The following is a 19,412-nucleotide window of genomic DNA, read 5'->3' as shown; positions in this document are numbered from 1 at the left end:
AGACCCGTCAGACCTCTTCGACGCTGCTCGGCTCGCGCCGGGACAGGTCGATACCGAGCTCCTCCGCAGCGCGGAAGACATCCTCGTCCGTGTCGCGCATCTCGATGGACATGCCGTCCGAGGACAGCACCTCCACGTTGAGGCACAGGGACTGCATCTCCTTGATGAGCACCTTGAAGGACTCGGGGATGCCGGGCTCGGGGATGTTCTCGCCCTTGACGATGGCCTCGTACACCTTCACGCGGCCGGTCACGTCGTCGGACTTGATGGTCAGCAGTTCCTGGAGGGCGTACGCGGCTCCGTATGCCTCCAGAGCCCACACCTCCATCTCACCGAATCGCTGGCCACCGAACTGGGCCTTACCACCCAGCGGCTGCTGGGTGATCATCGAGTACGGACCGGTCGACCGGGCGTGGAGCTTGTCGTCGACCAGGTGGTGCAGCTTGAGGATGTACATGTAGCCGACCGAGATCGGCTCCGGGAACGGCTCGCCGGAGCGGCCGTCGAACAGAGGCGCCTTACCGGTCGGGAGCACCATGCGTGAGCCGTCGCGGTTCGGGATCGTGTGCTGCAGCAGACCGGCCAGCTCGTCCTCACGCGCACCGTCGAAGACGGGGGTGGCGACGTTGGTACCGGGCTCCACCTTGTCGGCCTCGATGGCCTGGAGGCGCTGCGCCCACTCCTCGCCGAGACCGGAGACGTCCCAGCCGCGGCTGGCGAGCCAGCCGAGGTGGATCTCCAGGACCTGTCCCGGGTTCATTCGGGACGGGACGCCGAGCGGGTTGAGGATGATGTCGACCGGGGTGCCGTCCTCCAGGAACGGCATGTCCTCGATCGGCAGGATCTTCGAGATGACGCCCTTGTTGCCGTGACGGCCGGCGAGCTTGTCACCATCGGTGATCTTGCGCTTCTGCGCCACGTAGACACGAACCAGCTGGTTCACGCCCGGCGGCAGCTCGTCGCCCTCCTCGCGGTCGAAGACGCGGACGCCGATGACCTTGCCGATCTCGCCGTGCGGCACCTTCAGCGAGGTGTCGCGGACCTCACGGGCCTTCTCGCCGAAGATCGCGCGGAGCAGGCGCTCCTCCGGGGTCAGCTCGGTCTCGCCCTTGGGCGTGACCTTGCCGACCAGGATGTCGCCCGCGACGACCTCGGCACCGATCCGGATGATGCCGCGCTCGTCGAGGTCCGCGAGGACCTCCTCGGAGACGTTCGGGATGTCCCGGGTGATCTCCTCGGGGCCGAGCTTGGTGTCACGGGCGTCGACCTCGTGCTCCTCGATGTGGATCGAGGAGAGGACGTCGTCCTGCACGAGGCGCTGCGACAGGATGATCGCGTCCTCGTAGTTGTGACCCTCCCAGGGCATGAAGGCGACGAGCAGGTTCTTGCCCAGCGCCATCTCGCCTTCCTGGGTGGCCGGACCGTCGGCGAGAACCTGGTTCTCGACGACGCGGTCGCCCTCGTCGACGACAACCTTCTGGTTGACGGAGGTGCCCTGGTTGGAGCGCGAGAACTTCGCGACGCGGTACGTGGTGTACGTGCCGTCGTCGTTGGCGACGGTGACGTAGTCCGCGGAGACCTCCTGGACCACACCCGCCTTCTCGGCCTTGATGACGTCGCCGGCGTCGACGGCGCAGCGGTACTCCATGCCCGTACCGACGAGGGGGGCCTCGGCGGTGATCAGCGGCACGGCCTGGCGCATCATGTTCGCGCCCATGAGGGCACGGTTGGCGTCGTCGTGCTCGAGGAACGGGATCATGGCGGTCGCGACCGACACCATCTGGCGCGGCGAGACGTCCATGTAGTCGACGTCGTCACCGGGGACGTAGTCGACCTCTCCGCCACGACGGCGGACCAGGACGCGGGCCTCGGAGAAGCGCATGTCGTCGTTGAGCACGGCGTTGGCCTGCGCGATGACGAAGCGGTCCTCCTCGTCGGCGGTCAGGTAGTCGACCTCGTCGGTGACGACACCGTCGGTGACCCGGCGGTACGGCGTCTCGACGAAACCGAACGCGTTGACCCGGCCGTAGGAGGCGAGCGAGCCGATCAGGCCGATGTTCGGGCCTTCGGGCGTCTCGATCGGGCACATGCGGCCGTAGTGCGAGGGGTGCACGTCACGGACCTCGAAGCCGGCCCGCTCACGGGAGAGACCACCCGGACCGAGCGCCGAGAGACGGCGCTTGTGGGTGAGACCCGACAGCGGGTTGTTCTGGTCCATGAACTGCGACAGCTGGCTGGTGCCGAAGAACTCCTTGATGGAGGCGACGACCGGCCGGATGTTGATCAGGGTCTGCGGCGTGATGGCCTCGACGTCCTGAGTCGTCATGCGCTCGCGGACGACGCGCTCCATACGAGCCAGACCCGTACGGACCTGGTTCTGGATGAGCTCGCCGACGTTGCGCAGACGACGGTTGCCGAAGTGGTCGATGTCGTCGGTCTCGACGACCATCGACGTCCCGTTGTCGCCAACGGTCTCGGTCTCACCGGCGTGCAGCTTCACCAGGTACTTGATCGTCGAGATGATGTCCTCGACGGTCAGGATCCCGGCGTCGAGCGGGGCCTCGCCGCCCAGCTTCTTGTTGACCTTGTAGCGGCCGACCTTCGCGAGGTCGTAGCGCTTGGGGTTGAAGTAGAGGTTCTCGAGCAGCGTCTGCGCGGCCTCACGGGTCGGGGGCTCGCCCGGACGCAGCTTGCGGTAGATGTCGAGCAGCGCGTCGTCCTGGCCCTGGGTGTGGTCCTTCTCCAGGGTGGCGCGCATGGACTCGTACTCGCCGAACTCCTCGAGGATCTGCTCGGTCGTCCAACCGAGAGCCTTGAGCAGGACGGTGACGGACTGCTTGCGCTTGCGGTCGATGCGGACACCGACCATGTCGCGCTTGTCGATCTCCATCTCCAGCCAGGCACCCCGGGAGGGGATCACCTTGGCGGAGAAGATGTCCTTGTCGGACGTCTTGTCGATGGAGGAGTCGAAGTAGACACCCGGCGAGCGGACCAGCTGGGACACCACGACACGCTCGGTGCCGTTGATGACGAAGGTGCCCTTGTTGGTCATGAGCGGGAAGTCGCCCATGAAGACCGTCTGGGACTTGATCTCGCCGGTCTCGTTGTTGGTGAACTCGGCGGTGACGAAGAGCGGGGCGGCGAACGTGAAGTCGCGCTCCTTGCACTCGTCGATGGAGTTCTTCGGAGGCTCGAATCGGTGGTCGCGGAACGTCAGGGACATCGACCCGGAGAAGTCCTCGATCGGAGAGATCTCCTCGAAGATCTCCTCCAGACCGGACTTGGTGGGGACGTCCTGTCCGCTGTCCAGAGCCGCCTCGACACGAGCCTTCCACGCGTCGTTGCCGAGCAGCCAGTCGAAGCTCTCGGTTTGCAGCGCAAGAAGGTTCGGAACCTCGAGGGGCTCCTTGATCTTTGCAAAGGAGATGCGCAGCGGGGCGGTGCTGGCGCCGTTGTTCGTATTCGCGGTCGAGGCAGTGCGCGAGGCGGCCAAGAGGGGGTCCTTCCGAGGGCTCGGACTCACTACGCGCGTACCGGTCCCAGCCGGACACCAGGACCGACGTTTCCCGGCCCGGCCGAAGATGGCCAGGTCAAGCACGATTCAGTCCACGGTGCTCAAGCGAGGGCATGCCCCTGGTGACGGGCAGGAGGCAGCTAACAGGCAGCGCAAAGGGTCAGTGTAGCCACTAGGCACACTGATGTCCAGTGCGGGTTTTTTGAGACCCTCGTTGTTCTCAACCCCTGCTGCAAGCCAAGCCCTCGATGCACATCGATACTGCCCTCTTCGCCGCCGATCCATGCCTCGGATCCGGATCGTTGTGACGACGCGTCCTGAGAATTGCGCGCTGCGTGCGGTTCGTCAAGGCCCCCCATGCCCAAACCGAGTGCCACCAACATCACTCGCCGCCTGTCCTGCGGCCCGTCACAGCGGCGGCCCGGGGGCACAACGAAGATCACCATACTCGTCGCGACAGACAGCGCAAGGCTGCCGCTGCCGACGCCCCCTCGAACGCCGAAGAGCGACCACCCAGATGGGTGATCGCTCTTCACTGCGTCAGCGTTACAGCGCTACGGAAGCCGCCGTGTCAGCTCACCGGAGCCGCGCCCTGTGCGCCTCTCGGCGCCTGGCGCACGGCCCGTGGGGTCACTTGACCTCGACGGAGGCGCCGGCGCCCTTGAGGGACTCGGCGGCCTTCTCGGCGGCGTCCTTGGCGACCTTCTCGAGGACGGGCTTCGGGGCGCCGTCCACGAGGTCCTTGGCCTCCTTGAGACCCAGGGAGGTGAGCTCACGCACGACCTTGATGACCTGGATCTTCTTGTCGCCGGCACCCGTGAGGATGACGTCGAACTCGTCCTGCTCCTCAGCGGCCTCGGCGGCGGCGGCGGGGCCGGCCGGGGCAGCGGCGACCGCGGCGGCGGCGGTGACGTCGAACTTCTCCTCGAAGGCCTTCACGAACTCGGAGAGCTCGATGAGGGTGAGGTTCTCGAACTGCGCGAGCAGCTCTTCCTGGGACAGCTTCGCCATGATGGCGTCCTTCCACTATTCGGCAGGTGCCGGTATGTACTGGTGAGGCGGGCGTACGTTCGGCCCGCTGCGACCGTCGCCGTCAGGCGGCGGTCAATGCGCGAGCCGAGTTACTCGGCACCGCCCTGCTCGGCCTGCTTGACACGAAGCGCCTCCGCGGTGCGGACGAACTTCGAGGGCAGCGCCTGGAAGAGACGAGCAGTCTGCGTCTGCTTGCCCTTGAAGGCGCCCGCCAGCTTGGCGAGCAGAACCTCGCGGGACTCGAGGTCCGCGAGCTTCTTGATCTCGTCGGCGGACAGCGCCTTGCCGTCAAGGACACCGCCCTTGATGACGAGGTTCGGGTTGTCCTTGGCGAAGTCACGAAGACCCTTCGCCGACACCACCGGGTCACCGGTGATGAAGGCAACCGCCGTCGGACCGTTGAACAGGTCGTCGAGCGTCGAGATCCCGGCCTCGTTGGCCGCAATCTTGGTCAGCGTGTTCTTCACCACGGCGTACTGGGCGTCTTCACCGAGCGAACGGCGCAGCGTCTTGAGCTGCGCCACGGTGAGACCCCGGTACTCGGTCAGCACAGCGGCGTTCGAGCTGCGGAACTGGTCCGCGAGCTCGGCTACCGCGGCAGCCTTGTCGGGCCTTGCCATAGAGCGTCGGCCTCCTTCCGGGTGATGAGGACCGCTCAAAAGGAGACTGACAAAACGAAACGCCCCGGCGCAGGCGCCAGGGCGTGGCTCTACCGAACAAGATCCGTGCCGGGGCACGGGACTGTCCAGGAGCTCGTCCACAGTCACCTGCGCGGGTCGTCCGCAATTTCAGCGGATCCTTCGGCCACCGCGTCCTCGAATGAGCACACGGCAACGACCAGCGGTCTTTGGCTTCTGTGGAAGATTACGTGAACGGACGGCCGTCGGGCAAATCGGCGGCTCAGCTCTCCAGCTCGCCCATCATCTCGGCCAGGTCCATCGTCTCCTTGGCCGGCGGAGCCTCGACCGTCACGGGCTTGTTGTAGTCGAGGAAGGTGATGGTCATGTCGAGCTTGCCCTTGTCGGCGTCGCCCTGCATGCGGAACTGCTTGGTGCGGTCCTCGCCGTCGATCCACATGTCCATCGTGAGCGCGTCCACGCCCATCTTCTCGTACTGCTCCAGGCTCTTCTCGCGCTGCTCGCGGGTGGCCTTGTCCTCGTCCGCGAGGGACTTGCGGAAGGCGTCGAGCGTGACCGTGCCCTTGTAGTGCGTGGTCCGGACGCCGTCGATCTTCTCGGTCCCGACCTCCTTCACGTCCTTGGAGCCGGTCAGGAAGGTGGACTCCTGGGCCGGGTTCTTGTCCGCCGCCCCGGCGCCCGGCGCCGAACCGCCCAGCGCGTCCTCCCCGAGCGCGGACAGGTCGAACTTGATCCAGCTCTTGCCGTCCATCTCCTTGGCGGCCGCGGCGCCCCCGCCGATGTACATCGCCTTGTCCACGAGGCGGATCTCGGCGGTGCCGTCGGCGCCCTGGTCGAGGGCCTTCATTTCCATGCTCATGGCAACCGTGGGCTTCAGGCGCATCCGGGCCTCGGCCTCGACTCGCCCCTCCTCCGGAGTCCGGCCGGTCATCCGGTAGCTGAGAGAGGTGATGTCCTTCGTGTTCTTCGCGGCCTTCGCCACGGCCGCGGCGGGCGTCATCTTCGGGGACTCCGCGGTGGAGGAGTCCTTCGAACAGCCGACGGCGCCCGCGCCGAGGACGAGGGCGGCGAGCGCCGCGCCCGTCGCCCCGCGGCGCACGGATCCGCGCATGGTGAGCTTCATGGTTCCCCCCTAGGAACAAATGAGCGATTCACAGACTGCGCGAGCGTATCCCAGGGGGGCTCGGGGAGTCCTCCGAGTTCTGATGTGGCCCATGTGACGTCCGTGGCACGCCGTACGCGGCCCTCCGGCGTCCGCGGCGGCTCAGGCCGAGGGCTGGGCGGCCATCAGGTCCTTGAAGTCCGCGGTGTCGCTCGCGGGCGGCTCCGCGACGGAGGCGTCCGCCCCGTAGTCGCTGTAGTAGGCCGTCGAGGACATCGGGCCTGTGGCCAGCTCGCCCTTCTCGACCTTCTTGACCAGCAGGTCGTCCTCGTTGACCCAGATGTCGATGGTCTCGGTGGTCACCCCGGCCTGCTGCAGCTGCCGCTTCATGTCGGCGAGCTGCTCCTCGGAGAGGTTCGAGCTGCGGCTCGCGAGGTCGGCGACGTCCACCGTGCCCGAGTAGTGCGTGGTGTTCTCGCCGCGCACCTTCTCCGCGCCGACCCTCTGCACGTCCCCGGAGGCCAGCAGGAGCTTCACCGACTGGTTCGGCGTGGTGTTCTGCATCTGGTCCTTCATGTACGCGCCCGATCCGCCGGCCAGCTCGGCCAGGTCGTCGTACGCGTACATGATCCAGTGCTTGCCGCCCGACTGCTCCGCGAACTTGTCGCCCATCTTCGCGTAGTAGGCGTCCGGCAGGTAGCGGGCCTCCATCGAGGTCGTGCCCAGCTGGCGCATCTGGTCGGCCATCGTGCCGCCGGTGTACGTGATCGTGAGGTTGCCGGTCAGCCCGTCGGCCCAGCCGAGGACGCCGTCCGCCTTCATGGACATCATCGAGCCCATGGTCGTGCTGGACTCGACCCTGGCGGAGTCCGCGCCGTCGGTGGTCCGGTCGACGGAGCGCAGGGCCGCGATCGGGCTCACCTTGGTGCTCGACCCGCCGCTGCCCTTGTCGCCGCCGCCCTTCCCCGAGTCCCCGTCCGAGTCCGAGCCGCTACAGGCCGCGACCCCCGCCAGCGCGGCGGCGAGCGCTATCGAGACGGTCGCGCGACGCACGTTCGAGCTCATCATTCGTCCCCCTATGCGATTCCTGTGCCCAGCACGCTAGCGCAGGGCACCGACACCCGGTCCGAAAAGAGGCATCTGACAGAAAGGGACGGGCCCCGCACCTCGAAAGGTTGCGGGGCCCGTCCTGAAATCGCGTGCGCGACGCGGCTTCCGGTGAGCGCGGGGCTCAGACGGCGGCCGGGTCCTCCTCGACGAGGAGGTTGCGGGTGCGGTTCGAGTCCAGCGGGATGCCGGGGCCGATCGTGGTGCTGATGGCGGCCTTCTTGATGTACCGGCCCTTCGCGGCGGACGGCTTCAGACGAAGGATCTCGTCCAGCGCGGCGCCGTAGTTCTCCACCAGCTTCGTGTCGTCGAACGACGTCTTGCCGATGATGAAGTGCAGGTTCGAGTGCTTGTCGACGCGGAACTCGATCTTGCCGCCCTTGATCTCGGTCACGGCCTTGGCCACGTCCGGGGTCACGGTGCCGGTCTTCGGGTTCGGCATCAGACCACGCGGGCCGAGGACGCGGCCCAGGCGGCCGACCTTGCCCATGAGGTCCGGGGTGGCGACGACGGCGTCGAAGTCCAGACGGCCCTTCGCGACCTCGTCGATGAGCTCGTCGGAGCCGACGATGTCGGCGCCCGCGGCGGTCGCGGCCTCGGCACGGTCACCGGTCGCGAAGACCAGGACCCGGGCGGTCTTGCCAGTGCCGTGCGGGAGGTTCACGGTGCCACGGACCATCTGGTCGGCCTTGCGCGGGTCGACACCCAGGCGGAAGGCGACCTCGACGGTGCCGTCGAACTTGGACGTGGAGGTCTCCTTGGCCAGACGGACGGCCTCGAGCGGGGCGTAGAGCTTCTCCCGGTCGATCTTGGCGTCCGCAGCGCGGAGAGACTTGCTGCGCTTGCTCACTACTGCTCCTGATGTGTTCTGAGGAGTCGTGGTACGGACCGAGCAGGCCCTGCCACGTGCGGCCGAGGCCGCATGGTTCCTACGAAGGTGGGTGTCAGCCCTCGACCGTGATGCCCATGGAACGGGCGGTGCCGGCGATGATCTTCGACGCGGCGTCCAGGTCGTTGGCGTTGAGGTCGGGCAGCTTGGTCGTGGCGATCTCGCGGACCTGCGCCTGGGTGATCTTGGCGACCTTGGTCTTGTGCGGCTCGCCGGAGCCCTTCTCGACACCCGCGGCCTTGAGGATCATCTTGGCGGCCGGCGGAGTCTTGGTCACGAAGGTGAAGGAGCGGTCCTCGTAGACCGTGATCTCCACCGGGATGACCCAGCCACGCTGCGACTCGGTCGCGGCGTTGTAGGCCTTGCAGAACTCCATGATGTTGACGCCGTGCTGACCGAGCGCGGGGCCGACCGGCGGGGCGGGGTTCGCCGCACCGGCGTTGATCTGGAGCTTGATGAGCCCCGTGACCTTCTTCTTCTTGGGAGGCATTCCGGGTCCTCTTTCGTTTTCGCCTTCCTACGTCCGAGTCGCCCCGGACGGCTGCCGTCAACCGGACCAATGATCCGGATGGAGGCATACCGCACCACGATAACGGGTATCCATGTGCGGCCAAAAACCGAGCAGGTCAGACCGGCTGCGAGAGCCCGTCTGACCTGTTCGGAAGACGTACGTCCAGAAGTGTCAGTTCTTCTGGATCTGGTCGAAGGAGAGCTCGACCGGGGTCTCGCGGCCGAAGATCTCGACGAGGCCCTTGACCTTCTTCGAGTCGGCGTTGATCTCGTTGATGGTCGCCTGCAGCGTGGCGAAGGGACCGTCGGTGACGGTGACCGAGTCGCCCACCTCGAAGTCCAGCACCTGGACCTCGAGCTTGCGCGACGGAGCCGGCTTGCCCTCGGCCTCCGCGGCCTCGCGGGCGGCCTTCTCCTCGGCCTCGGGGGCGAGCATCTTGACGATCTCGTCCAGCGTCAGCGGGTACGGGTCGTAGGCGTTGCCCACGAAGCCGGTGACACCGGGAGTGTTGCGGACGACACCCCAGGACTCGTTCGTCAGGTCCATGCGCACCAGCACGTAGCCGGGGAGCTTGTTCTGACGGACGGTCTTGCGCTCGCCGTTCTTGATCTGCGCGACCTCTTCCTGCGGCACCTCGGCCTGGAAGATGAAGTCTTCGACGTTCAGCGAGACGGCACGCTGTTCGAGGTTGGTCTTCACGCGGTTCTCGTAGCCGGCGTACGTGTGGATGACGTACCACTCGCCGGGCATCGTGCGGAGTTCCTCGCGGAGGGCGGCGACGGGGTCGACCGGCTCGGTCTCCTCCTCGGCCTCCTCGACGTCGACGGCCTCGTCAGCCTCGTCGGAGTCCGCAGCGTCCTCGGAGTCGACGGCGTCGCCGGACTCGTCCTCGACGTGCAGGGCGGCCTCTTCGGCCGCGTCTCCCGCGGCGGCGTCGGCAGCCTCGACCTCGTCCTCGACGTCCGCGCCCTCGACGATGTCGAGCTCGTCGTCAACGGACTCGACCGACTCGACGGCATCGTTCAGGTTCGGGTCAGACACGGTGGCTGCTTCTTCCTGGATCATGGGGGTGGAACACGCGAATAGGGGCGCCGGGAACGGCGCCCTTCGCGATTGGCTCAGCCGAAGACGTACTTGGCGGCCTTGTCGAGTCCGAAGTCAATCACAGTCACCAGACCGATCATGATGACAACGAACACAATCACCACTGTGGTGTACGTCGTCAGCTGATTGCGAGTCGGCCAGACGACCTTGCGGAGCTCCGCGACGATCTGGCGGTAGAAGAGGGCGAGGCGCTTCAGCGGGCCCTTCTTGGCACGCTTGCCGCCCTTGCGGCCCTTCTTCTGGGACTCCGGCGCCTCATCCTGGGCATCAGGCATGTCGATGGAGCCCACGGCGTCCGTCACGCGTCCTCACCTGATTCCGGGTCGTGGCCGTGCCGCGCCCGGTATGAGCCGCACGGCGGTGCATTGCAGTACGTACATGCGCACACATCCTGGCGAAAGGAGGTGTGTAGCAGGGCCGGAGGGACTTGAACCCCCAACCGCTGGTTTTGGAGACCAGTGCTCTACCAATTGAGCTACGACCCTTTGTTTCCCCTCAACGTACCGCATCCGCGCGGGTGCTCGGTGTGCACCCCGTGGACACGGCCGGTGAAGGCCAACGAGGTGAGAGTGTACGTGGTCGGCGGCCGGTCGTCGAACAGAAAGTGTCCGTACCGGTTCCGCCGCGTGCCGTTCAGTCCGTGAAACCCGTGTGCCGGGGACGTTTCGGGTCTGGAACGATGGGGCCATGAGCGCTGCTACCCCTCCCACCGAGCGTCGGGTCTCCGCCCGCATCGGCGCGATCTCCGAGTCCGCCACCCTCGCCGTGGACGCCAAGGCCAAGGCCCTGAAGGCCGCCGGACGCCCGGTGATCGGCTTCGGCGCCGGTGAACCCGACTTCCCGACTCCGGACTACATCGTCGAGGCCGCGATCGAGGCCTGCAAGAACCCGAAGTACCACCGCTACACGCCGGCGGGCGGTCTGCCGGAGCTGAAGGCCGCGATCGTCGCCAAGACGCTGCGCGACTCCGGCTACGAGGTGGAGCCCTCCCAGGTCCTCGTCACCAACGGCGGGAAGCAGGCCATCTACGAGGCCTTCGCCGCCATCCTCGACCCGGGCGACGAGGTGATCGTCCCGGCCCCGTACTGGACCACGTACCCGGAGTCGATCCGTCTCGCCGGAGGTGTGCCGGTCGAGGTCGTCGCCGACGAGACCACGGGGTACCGGGTCTCGGTCGAGCAGTTGGAGGCGGCCCGCACCGAGCGGACCAAGGTCGTCCTGTTCGTCTCCCCGTCCAACCCGACGGGCGCGGTCTACAGCGCCGAGGACACCGAGGCGATCGGCCGCTGGGCCGTCGAGCACGGCCTGTGGGTGCTGACCGACGAGATCTACGAGCACCTGGTCTACGGGGACGCGAGGTTCACCTCGCTGCCGGCGCTCCTGCCGGAGCTGCGCGACAAGTGCATCGTGGTCAACGGCGTCGCGAAGACGTACGCGATGACCGGCTGGCGGGTCGGGTGGATCATCGGCCCGAAGGACGTCGTGAAGGCCGCGACGAACCTCCAGTCGCACGCCACGTCCAACGTGTCCAACGTGGCCCAGGCCGCCGCCATCGCCGCCGTCTCCGGCGACCTCACGGCCGTGGCGGAGATGCGTGAGGCCTTCGACCGCCGCCGCAGGACCATCGTGCGCATGCTGAACGAGATCGACGGCGTGCTGTGCCCCGAGCCCGAGGGCGCCTTCTACGCGTACCCCTCGGTGAAGGGACTCCTCGGCAAGGAGATCCGCGGCAGGCGTCCGGCGGACTCCGTCGAGCTGGCCGCGCTGATCCTGGAGGAGGCCGAGGTCGCGGTCGTCCCCGGTGAGGCCTTCGGCACCCCCGGCTACCTGCGGCTGTCGTACGCGCTCGGCGACGAGGACCTGGTCGAGGGCGTGTCGCGGATCCAGAAGCTGCTGGCCGAGGCCCGCGACTGACGGTCCGTACACACCGTCCGGTACGACCCCGTCGTGCGCCGCGCACGCGGGAAGGCGGTCGGCCGGCCCACTCCTCGGAGCGGGCCGGCCGACCGCTTTCCCGTTCGGGCAAGCCCCCTTCCGGGGAAAGCGCTACCGGCACCGCGGTCCCGTACGGCAGGATCTTGGGATGGAGCGCGTACGTGATGTCTCTGAACTGCCGAAGGCCCATCTGCACCTGCACTTCACAGGATCGATGCGGCACACCACCCTGCTGGAACTGGCCGACAAGCACGGAATCCATCTGCCCGACGCCCTGACCGGCGCGGAGCCGCCGAAGCTGCGGGCGACGGACGAGCGCGGCTGGTTCCGCTTCCAGCGCCTGTACGACGCGGCGCGCTCGTGCCTCCGGGATCCCGACGACATCCGGCGACTGGTGCGCGAGGCGGCCGAGGAGGACCTCAAGGACGGCTCCGGGTGGCTGGAGATCCAGGTCGACCCGACGTCGTACGCGCCGCGCCTGGGCGGTCTGATCCCGGCCCTCGAGGTCATCCTCGACGCGGTCGACTCGACCGCGCGCGAGACCGGCCTCGGGATGCGGGTCCTGGTGGCCGCCAACCGGATGAAGCACCCGCTGGACGCCCGCACCCTGGCCCGCCTCGCCGTGCGGTACGCGGACCGCGGCATCGTCGGCTTCGGGCTCTCCAACGACGAGCGGCGGGGCATGGCGCGCGACTTCGACCGCGCCTTCGCCATCGCCCGCGAGGGCGGCCTGCTGGCGGCGCCGCACGGCGGCGAGCTGACGGGTCCCGCCTCGGTGCGGGACTGCCTGGACGACCTGCACGCCTCCCGGATCGGGCACGGGGTCCGGGCCGCCGAGGACCCCCGCCTGCTGAAGCGCCTCGCGGACCGCGGTGTCACGTGCGAGGTCTGCCCCGCCTCCAACGTCGCCCTCGGCGTGTACGAGAAGCCGGAGGACGTCCCCCTGCGCACCCTCTTCGAGGCGGGGGTCCCGATGGCGCTCGGCGCGGACGACCCGCTGCTGTTCGGCTCACGGCTGGCGGCCCAGTACGAGATCGCCCGGCGCCACCACGGCTTCAGCGACGCGGAGCTGGCCGAGCTGGCACGCCAGTCGGTGAGGGCGTCGGCGGCACCCGCGGACGTCAGGCAGAAGCTGCTGTCCGGGATCGACGACTGGCTGGCCGCCCCGGTCGCCTGAAGTGGCGGTAGGGCGGATACGCCTGGAAGCCGATGTCGAGTTCCGTGTGCCAGCCCCCGGTCACGGGCATGTGCCGCGTCAGCGCGGTGACCAGCACGTCGCGCCCCTTCGTGGCCCCCTTCCCCCGGGGGCCGAACCCCGCGGCGGCCTCCAGATGGCTGGACGCCGAGGCGAACGTGTCCCGGGCGCCGAAGAGGAACAGTGTGCGGGCGTGCACGGCGGGACGGAACCGGTCGGCCGGGTCGAGACGGTCCCGGCGCTCCCAGCGCGCCTCCCAGGCCGCGGCGTGCTCGGCGGTTCGCCGCTCGTCGGTGCGTACGGTGCCCGGCGTGCCGCGGCCACGGGTCAGCCCGCGGCGCAGCGCCGGCCACACGGAGGGCCGCAGCCCCAGTGTCCGGTGGGCGAGGACCAGGTCGACCGGCGTTCCGGGGGCGAACTGCCTGGGCACGCCACCTCGCAGCGGGACGTGGACGACGGTGTGCGGGGAGTACGCGGCGAACGACAGGAGCGCGGCGAGCCGGGCCAGTCCGTCGTGGTCCCCGACCAGGTAGCCCCAGCCCCGCAGGGGGTCGCTGAGCGTGGTGTGCCGCAGCTCGGGCCGCGGCTGGACCACCCGGAACGCGTACCGGCCGGCCCTCGGCCTGAATTCCTCGACCCTCAACCGCACAGGACGTCCCTCATGGGGTCCAGGGTGGTCGGCCCGCCGGTCCGCCCGCAACGGGATATCCCGCCGCCGGGCGGCGGGACGGCGGCCTCAGAGGCTGACGCCCACCGTCACGGGCTCGTTGACCAGCGTGATCCCGAAGGCCGCGTGGACTCCGGCGACGACCTCGCGGGCGAGCGCGAGGAGGTCCTCGGTGGTGGCCGCGCCGCGGTTGGTGAGGGCAAGGGTGTGCTTGGTGGAGATGCGCGCCGGGCCCGTGCCGTAGCCCTTGGTGAAGCCCGACTTGTCGATCAGCCAGGCCGCCGAGGTCTTGGTGCGGCCCTCGCCCGCGGGGTAGGCGGGCGGGTTGACGCCCTCGCCGAGGCGCTCCGCCACGCGCGCGTAGAAGACGGCGAACTCCTCGTCCGTGAGGATCGGGTTGGTGAAGAACGAGCCGGCCGACCAGGTGTCGTGGTCCTCGGCGTCGAGCACCATGCCCTTGCCCGAGCGCAGTTCGAGCACGGTCTCGCGGGCCTCGGCGAGGGGCACGCGGTCGCCGGGTCCGACACCGAGCGCGCGGGCGGTCTCGGCGTACCTGACCGGCGCGGACAGTCCCGAGGCGTCCTCCAGCGCGAAGCGGACGCGCAGCACCACGAACCGCTCGGGCTCGGCCTTGAAACGGCTGTGGCGGTAGGAGAAGGCGCAGTCGGCGTTCGGCACGACGACCGTCTCGCGGGTCCGCCGGTCGTACGCGACCACTTCGGTGATCGTCGACGACACTTCCTGACCGTACGCGCCCACGTTCTGGATCGGCGTGGCACCCGCGGAGCCGGGGATTCCGGCCAGGCACTCGATGCCCGCGAGGCCGGCCTCGACGGTACGGGCGACCGCGTCCGTCCACACCTCGCCGGCGGCCAGCTCCAGCGCCGTGCCCTCCAGGGCGATGCCCCGGGTGGCGATGCGCAGGGCGGTGCCCTCGAAGCCCTTGTCGCCGATGACCAGGTTGGATCCGCCTCCGATCAGCAGCAGCGGCGTACCGGAGTCGTCGGCCTCGCGGACCGCCGCGATCACCTCGTCGTCGGTCGTCGCGGTGATCAGCCGGGTGGCGGGCCCGCCGAGCCGGAAGGTGGTCAGAGGGGCGAGCGGAGCGTCCTGGAGTTCCTGCACGTGCACCAGAGTACGAGAACGGCCCCGCCGGTTCGGGCGGGGCCGTTCTCGTACGGTCCCGGTCGCGGGCGGCCGGCGCCGGGGTCACAGGTGGCGCCGCGCCTCGTCCCAGTCCAGCGGGAGCTCGCCCGCCCTCACGGTCCAGGTGGCGAACTTCACGTCCCGCATCTGCGGGGCGAGGCCCGCGGAGGTCGGCGCGTGGGTGCCCGAGCGGGCGAAGGCCCCGAGCGCGGCGGGCGACTCCCAGGCGGACAGGGTCCAGAAGGTCCTGCGCAGCGGCGCGGCCCTCAGGGTGGCCCCGTAGGCGCCGGGCGCCCTGCTCACCTGCCGCCAGACACCCGGTGTCCTGACGAGGAACCTCAGCGCTCCCCACAGGGTGCGGGTCTCGAATCGGGAGGCGAAGACGTGCACCTCGGCATCCCGCGGCGGCTTGTTCGGCACGGTCCAGGGCAGGGTCGGCACGGTGGGACTCCTCTCGGACGCGGTTCTCGGACGCGGTTCTCGGACGGTCAGGGGTGCGTGTGCGGGTGCGGGTACGGGTGCGGATTCCCGGCCCGCCGGGACCCGGGCCCGCCGCCCGGACGCGCCCCGCGCGCCCATGGGCGGGCCCGGGGCGGACCCGGGAGCGGGCCCGGAGACGCACCCCCCGTGGACGGACTCGGGATGCGCCCGGGAGCGGGCCTGGAGACGCACCCCGTGGGGCGGACCCCTGGGGCGGGCTCGGGGACAGACCCGGAGCCCCCGGCTCCCGGCTCAGCGCGTCGCCGTCTCCAGCAGCCGCGGGGCCCCGGCGCCGACGCCCTCGTCAGGGGTGCGGGCCGGGCTCCGCCTGGGGACGAAGAGCGCGGACACGCCCGCCAGGGCCACCGCGGCGGAGCCCACCCACAGCGCCGGCCGGATGCCGTCGACGAAGGCGGCCGCGCTCTCGTAGCCGCCCTGCGCGGCGAAGATGGAGGCCATCACGGCGATGCCGAGCGCGCCACCGACCTCCCGCAGCGCGTTGTTGGCGCCGGACGCGACGCCCTGCTCCTCGGGCTTCACGCTGGACATGACCAAGTTGGACGCGGGGGCGAAGTAGAGGGACATGCCGACGCCGCTGATGATCAGCGCCGGGAGCTGTGCCGCGTACGAGGTGTCCGCGGCGACCACGAGGGCGAACCAGCCGAGCCCGACGGACTGCAGGAACAGGCCCACCGCGACGACGGGACTGCCGCCGATCCGGTCGGACAGGTAGCCGGCGATCGGCGCGACGAGCATCGGCATGCCGGTCCAGGGCAGCATCCGCAGCCCCGCCTCGGTCGGCGAGTAGCCGAGCACGCCCTGCATGTACTGGCTCAGCAGGAAGATCGAGCCGAACATCCCGAGGAACATCAGCAGGCTCGCCGCGTTGACCCCGGCGAAGGCGCGGCTGCGGAAGAGACGCATCGGCAGCATCGGGTTCCTCGCGCGGACGCCGTGGACCACGAAGCCGGTCAGCAGGGCCGTTCCGGCGAACAGGCCGAGCAGCACCACCCCGTCGGTCCAGCCGACGACGGGGGCGCGGACCAGTCCGTACACGATTCCGAAGAGTCCCCCGCTGGCGAGCAGCGTGCCGCGGATGTCGAGCGGGGCACCGGAGCCGAAGGACTCGGCCAGGCGCAGCCGGGCGAGCGGCAGCAGGGCGAGCCCCAGCGGCACGTTCAGCCAGAAGATCCACTGCCAGGAGATGTGCTCGGTGAGGCTGCCGCCGATGAGCGGCCCCGAGGCGACCGCGAGACCGTTGACCGCCCCCCAGATCCCGTACGCCATTCCGCGCTTGGCGACCGGCACGGCGGCCGTGAGCAGGGTCAGCGTGAGCGGCATCATGACGGCCGCGCCGACGCCCTGCACCGCGCGGGCGGCGATCAGCGAGTCGATGCCCGGGGCCAGCGCCGCCGCGGCGGACGCGCCGGTGAAGACGGCGATTCCCGCGAGGAAGAGCCGGCGGCGGCCGAACCGGTCGCCCAGGGCCGCGCCGAACATCAGCAGCACGGCGAAGGTGAGCGTGTAGGCGCTCACGGTCCACTCAAGGTCGTCCAGTCCTCCGCCGAAGTCCTCGCGGATCGAGGGCAGGGCCGTGGTGACGACGAGGTTGTCGAGCGCCGCCATGAATCCGGCGACACTCGTGATCACAAGGGCCCAGACGGCCCCTCCACGACGTGCTGTCTGCTGTGACATCGCTCCCCCAGCGGTTGATCGCCATGTTTTATTAGTTATTGCTGACTAACTTTCCTGGACATGGAAGGGCACAGCCCCCCGGCCGCCCCCACCTCAGTGTTCGAGCCGGCCCTTGAGCCGCGCCGACGGGTAGAGCCCTTCCCAGACCCGGTGCTCGGGCGGGAACCCCATGGCCACCAGGCAGTTGATGAGCATCCCGTACGCCATGAAGGTCGTGGTCTCGTCCATGTCGGCCCCGAGGGGCAGATGGACGGTGTCCCACAGGCGCATCCAGCCGGCGCGCACCGCCTCGCCGAGCTCGTGGTCGCCCGCCTGCTCGGCGGCCGCCACCGCGACGTACATCTGCATCTGCATGAGCAGCTGCTCCGGCTCCTCGGCGATGACCCTGGTGTACGCGTCCGCCATGGCGTGCAGCGCCTCCTCGCCCTCCAGGCCCTCGGACGCCTCGGCGAAGACGCGCCGCGAGTTCTCCAGGCAGCGCTCGGCCGCCGCGAGGAAGATCGCCTTCTTGCCCGGGAAGAGCCGGAAGAGGTACGGCTGCGAGACACCCACCCGCTTGGCGATCGCCTCGGTCGAGGTGCCGTAGTAGCCACCTCGCGCGAACTCGCTCATCGCCGCGCGGACGACGCTCTCGCGCCTTTCCTCTGCGCTCATCCTGACCATGCCAGTAAGTTAGTACTCAATCACTAACTAAGTCAAGCGGGAACCGCATCCCGATCCGCGGGAGCGTGGGACGGACACCGTCCGGCGTACGCCCCACGCCGAACCGATACGCGCAGGGGGTGTCCGCCGTGGCGGACACCCCCTGCTCACGTGCCGGGCGAGGCCGCCGGGCCGGTGGTGGGACCCGGCCGTCAGGCCAGTCGCACGACCGCCCGGGACATGCCCAGGACCTTCTGCCCGCTGCTCGTCGCGACCAGGTCGACGCGCACGGTGCTGTCGTCGAGCTTGGCCGCGACCTTGCCGCTGACCTCGATCGTCGCGCCCTGCTCGTCGTTGGGCACCACCACGGGCCGGGTGAAGCGGACGCCGTACTCCACGACCGCGCCCGGGTCGCCGGCCCAGTCGGTGACGACCCGGATCGCCTCGGCCATGGTGAACATGCCGTGCGCGATGACGTCCGGCAGGCCCACCTCCTTGGCGAACTTCTCGTTCCAGTGGATCGGGTTGAAGTCCCCGGAGGCGCCCGCGTACTGGACGAGCGCGGCACGGGTCGCACGGAAGGACGCGGCGGGCAGCTCTGTGCCGACCTCGACGTCGTCGTAGGCGATCTTGGCGGTCATCGTCAGCCCTCCTCGGCCGCGCGGGCGACGAGCTTGGTCCAGGCGGTGACGACGTGCTCGCCCGCCTCGTCGTGGACCTCGCCGCGGATGTCCAGGATGTCGTTGCCCGCGAGCGACTTGATCGCCTCGATGGTGGAGGTGACCGTGAGCCGGTCCCCCGCGCGCACCGGGCGGCGGTAGGAGAACTTCTGGTCGCCGTGCACCACGCGGCTGTAGTCCAGACCCAGCTGGGGGTCCTGGACGACCTGTCCCGCCGCCTTGAACGTGATCGAGAAGACGAAGGTCGGCGGGGCGATCACGTCCGGGTGGCCGAGGGCCTTGGCGGCCTCCGGGTCCGTGTACGCGGGATTGGCGTCCCCCACCGCTTCCGAGAACTCGCGGATCTTCTCCCGGCCGACCTCGTACGGGTCGGTGGGCGGGTAGGACCGCCCCACGAAGGACTGGTCGAGCGCCATGGGCTCGGCACCTCCTGGTTGTCTCCGCTGGAGTCGTTGTCTCCGCCGGACCGATTGTCGTCGCCCGGGCACGTACGCCCGGTGGTCGTCGCCCCTCCGCACCGGACGGTCCGGGGAACGACACGAGGCCGCCCCCACTATGGGGGACGGCCTCGTGTACGAGCCTGATTTATCGCGTTTCGCGGTGCGCGGTGTGCGCGTTGCAACGCGGGCAGTGCTTCTTCATCTCCAGTCGGTCCGGGTTGTTACGCCGGTTCTTCTTGGTGATGTAGTTCCGCTCCTTGCACTCCACGCAGGCCAGCGTGATCTTCGGGCGGACGTCGGTGGCAGCCACAGGAGTGCTCCTTGACGAACGGATAGGACTATTAACGCATGAAAGAGTAGCCGATCGAAGGACCGACCCCGCAATCGGCTACTGTCAGTAGCGGTGACCGGACTTGAACCGGTGACACAGCGATTATGAGCCGCTTGCTCTACCGACTGAGCTACACCGCTGTGATGCGATCGGTCCCCGCCTTACGACGGGAACCTCTCACACCAGAGCCCCAATACGGAATCGAACCGTAGACCTTCTCCTTACCATGGAGACGCTCTACCGACTGAGCTATTGGGGCGAGCGATGAAGACATTACACGCTCGGCCGCCGATCGCCCAAATCC

At 69.0% G+C, this 19,412-nt stretch carries 19 protein-coding genes and 3 tRNA genes; 2 read left to right on the top strand and 20 right to left on the bottom strand.

Annotated features, from left to right (window positions below; genetic code table 11):
• Nucleotides 1-7: 7 nt before the first annotated feature.
• From rpoB to IE265_RS22680, 10 genes are all read right to left on the bottom strand, one after another.
• Nucleotides 8-3,493, bottom strand: coding sequence for a DNA-directed RNA polymerase subunit beta (gene rpoB / locus IE265_RS22725; RefSeq protein WP_190037495.1), 3,486 nt, complete (start codon nucleotides 3,491-3,493; stop codon nucleotides 8-10).
• A 651-nt stretch (nucleotides 3,494-4,144) separates the two neighbouring features.
• Complete coding sequence (rplL, locus tag IE265_RS22720; RefSeq protein ID WP_190037494.1) at nucleotides 4,145-4,525, bottom strand: 50S ribosomal protein L7/L12; 381 nt, start codon at nucleotides 4,523-4,525, stop codon at nucleotides 4,145-4,147.
• A gap of 110 nt (nucleotides 4,526-4,635) precedes the next feature.
• Nucleotides 4,636-5,166: a 50S ribosomal protein L10 gene (gene rplJ / locus IE265_RS22715; protein ID WP_153289132.1), complete on the bottom strand. Its 531-nt coding sequence runs from the start codon at nucleotides 5,164-5,166 to the stop codon at nucleotides 4,636-4,638.
• A gap of 280 nt (nucleotides 5,167-5,446) precedes the next feature.
• The gene (locus IE265_RS22710; RefSeq protein ID WP_190037584.1) at nucleotides 5,447-6,295 is read right to left on the bottom strand and encodes an SCO4651 family lipoprotein; all 849 of its coding nucleotides are present in this window, start codon (nucleotides 6,293-6,295) and stop codon (nucleotides 5,447-5,449) included.
• A 153-nt stretch (nucleotides 6,296-6,448) separates the two neighbouring features.
• Complete coding sequence (locus IE265_RS22705; RefSeq protein ID WP_190037493.1) at nucleotides 6,449-7,354, bottom strand: SCO4651 family lipoprotein; 906 nt, start codon at nucleotides 7,352-7,354, stop codon at nucleotides 6,449-6,451.
• Nucleotides 7,355-7,517: 163 nt separating this feature from the next.
• Entirely contained in the window at nucleotides 7,518-8,243 is a 726-nt protein-coding gene (rplA, locus tag IE265_RS22700; RefSeq protein ID WP_190037492.1) for a 50S ribosomal protein L1, read from the bottom strand.
• Nucleotides 8,244-8,337: 94 nt separating this feature from the next.
• A complete protein-coding gene (gene rplK / locus IE265_RS22695) occupies nucleotides 8,338-8,772 on the bottom strand; it encodes a 50S ribosomal protein L11 (RefSeq protein WP_019072313.1) in 435 nt (144 codons plus the stop codon).
• A gap of 192 nt (nucleotides 8,773-8,964) precedes the next feature.
• Entirely contained in the window at nucleotides 8,965-9,834 is an 870-nt protein-coding gene (nusG, locus tag IE265_RS22690; RefSeq protein ID WP_190037491.1) for a transcription termination/antitermination protein NusG, read from the bottom strand.
• A gap of 77 nt (nucleotides 9,835-9,911) precedes the next feature.
• Nucleotides 9,912-10,199 (bottom strand): preprotein translocase subunit SecE, encoded by a 288-nt coding sequence (gene secE, locus IE265_RS22685; protein ID WP_055610500.1) that lies wholly within the window; start codon nucleotides 10,197-10,199, stop codon nucleotides 9,912-9,914.
• A gap of 110 nt (nucleotides 10,200-10,309) precedes the next feature.
• Nucleotides 10,310-10,382 (bottom strand) — tRNA-Trp (locus IE265_RS22680).
• Between the two features lie 202 nt (nucleotides 10,383-10,584).
• On the opposite strand from IE265_RS22680, the gene IE265_RS22675 reads away from it, so the two are divergent.
• Both IE265_RS22675 and IE265_RS22670 read left to right on the top strand, forming a co-directional pair.
• Nucleotides 10,585-11,811, top strand: coding sequence for a pyridoxal phosphate-dependent aminotransferase (locus IE265_RS22675; protein ID WP_190037490.1), 1,227 nt, complete (start codon nucleotides 10,585-10,587; stop codon nucleotides 11,809-11,811).
• Nucleotides 11,812-11,980: 169 nt separating this feature from the next.
• Nucleotides 11,981-13,009, top strand: a complete 1,029-nt coding sequence (locus IE265_RS22670) for an adenosine deaminase (protein ID WP_190037489.1) — start codon at nucleotides 11,981-11,983, stop codon at nucleotides 13,007-13,009.
• Here IE265_RS22670 and IE265_RS22665 read toward each other — a convergent pair.
• The 10 genes from IE265_RS22665 to IE265_RS22620 all read right to left on the bottom strand — a co-directional run bounded on the left by IE265_RS22665 (nucleotide 12,954) and on the right by IE265_RS22620 (nucleotide 19,367).
• Nucleotides 12,954-13,676, bottom strand: coding sequence for a hypothetical protein (locus tag IE265_RS22665; protein WP_190037488.1), 723 nt, complete (start codon nucleotides 13,674-13,676; stop codon nucleotides 12,954-12,956). The two genes, IE265_RS22670 and IE265_RS22665, sit on opposite strands and share 56 nt — an antisense overlap.
• Nucleotides 13,677-13,763: 87 nt before the next feature.
• Nucleotides 13,764-14,825: a UDP-N-acetylmuramate dehydrogenase gene (locus tag IE265_RS22660; RefSeq protein ID WP_190037487.1), complete on the bottom strand. Its 1,062-nt coding sequence runs from the start codon at nucleotides 14,823-14,825 to the stop codon at nucleotides 13,764-13,766.
• Nucleotides 14,826-14,903: 78 nt separating this feature from the next.
• Entirely contained in the window at nucleotides 14,904-15,281 is a 378-nt protein-coding gene (locus IE265_RS22655; protein ID WP_190037486.1) for a DUF3291 domain-containing protein, read from the bottom strand.
• Nucleotides 15,282-15,572: 291 nt separating this feature from the next.
• Nucleotides 15,573-17,015 carry an MFS transporter gene (locus IE265_RS22650; protein WP_190037485.1) on the bottom strand — a complete coding sequence of 481 codons (1,443 nt, stop codon included), beginning with the start codon at nucleotides 17,013-17,015 and terminating at the stop codon, nucleotides 15,573-15,575.
• A gap of 93 nt (nucleotides 17,016-17,108) precedes the next feature.
• Entirely contained in the window at nucleotides 17,109-17,678 is a 570-nt protein-coding gene (locus IE265_RS22645; RefSeq protein WP_190037484.1) for a TetR/AcrR family transcriptional regulator, read from the bottom strand.
• Nucleotides 17,679-17,869: 191 nt separating this feature from the next.
• On the bottom strand, nucleotides 17,870-18,298 hold the full coding sequence (locus IE265_RS22640) for a MaoC family dehydratase (protein ID WP_190037483.1): 429 nt from the start codon (nucleotides 18,296-18,298) through the stop codon (nucleotides 17,870-17,872).
• A gap of 2 nt (nucleotides 18,299-18,300) precedes the next feature.
• Complete coding sequence (locus tag IE265_RS22635) at nucleotides 18,301-18,753, bottom strand: MaoC family dehydratase N-terminal domain-containing protein (protein WP_190037482.1); 453 nt, start codon at nucleotides 18,751-18,753, stop codon at nucleotides 18,301-18,303.
• Nucleotides 18,754-18,922: 169 nt separating this feature from the next.
• Complete coding sequence (rpmG, locus tag IE265_RS22630; protein WP_003948671.1) at nucleotides 18,923-19,087, bottom strand: 50S ribosomal protein L33; 165 nt, start codon at nucleotides 19,085-19,087, stop codon at nucleotides 18,923-18,925.
• Between the two features lie 88 nt (nucleotides 19,088-19,175).
• Nucleotides 19,176-19,248: transfer RNA gene (locus IE265_RS22625), tRNA-Met, on the bottom strand.
• 46 nt (nucleotides 19,249-19,294) lie between these two features.
• Nucleotides 19,295-19,367, bottom strand: a tRNA-Thr gene (locus IE265_RS22620).
• Nucleotides 19,368-19,412 lie beyond the last annotated feature (45 nt).

Origin of the sequence: Streptomyces fructofermentans, from assembly GCF_014651055.1 — a bacterium.
In the GTDB taxonomy this organism is placed as follows: domain Bacteria; phylum Actinomycetota; class Actinomycetes; order Streptomycetales; family Streptomycetaceae; genus Streptomyces; species Streptomyces fructofermentans.
This window is presented reverse-complemented; position numbering and strand designations above follow the sequence as displayed.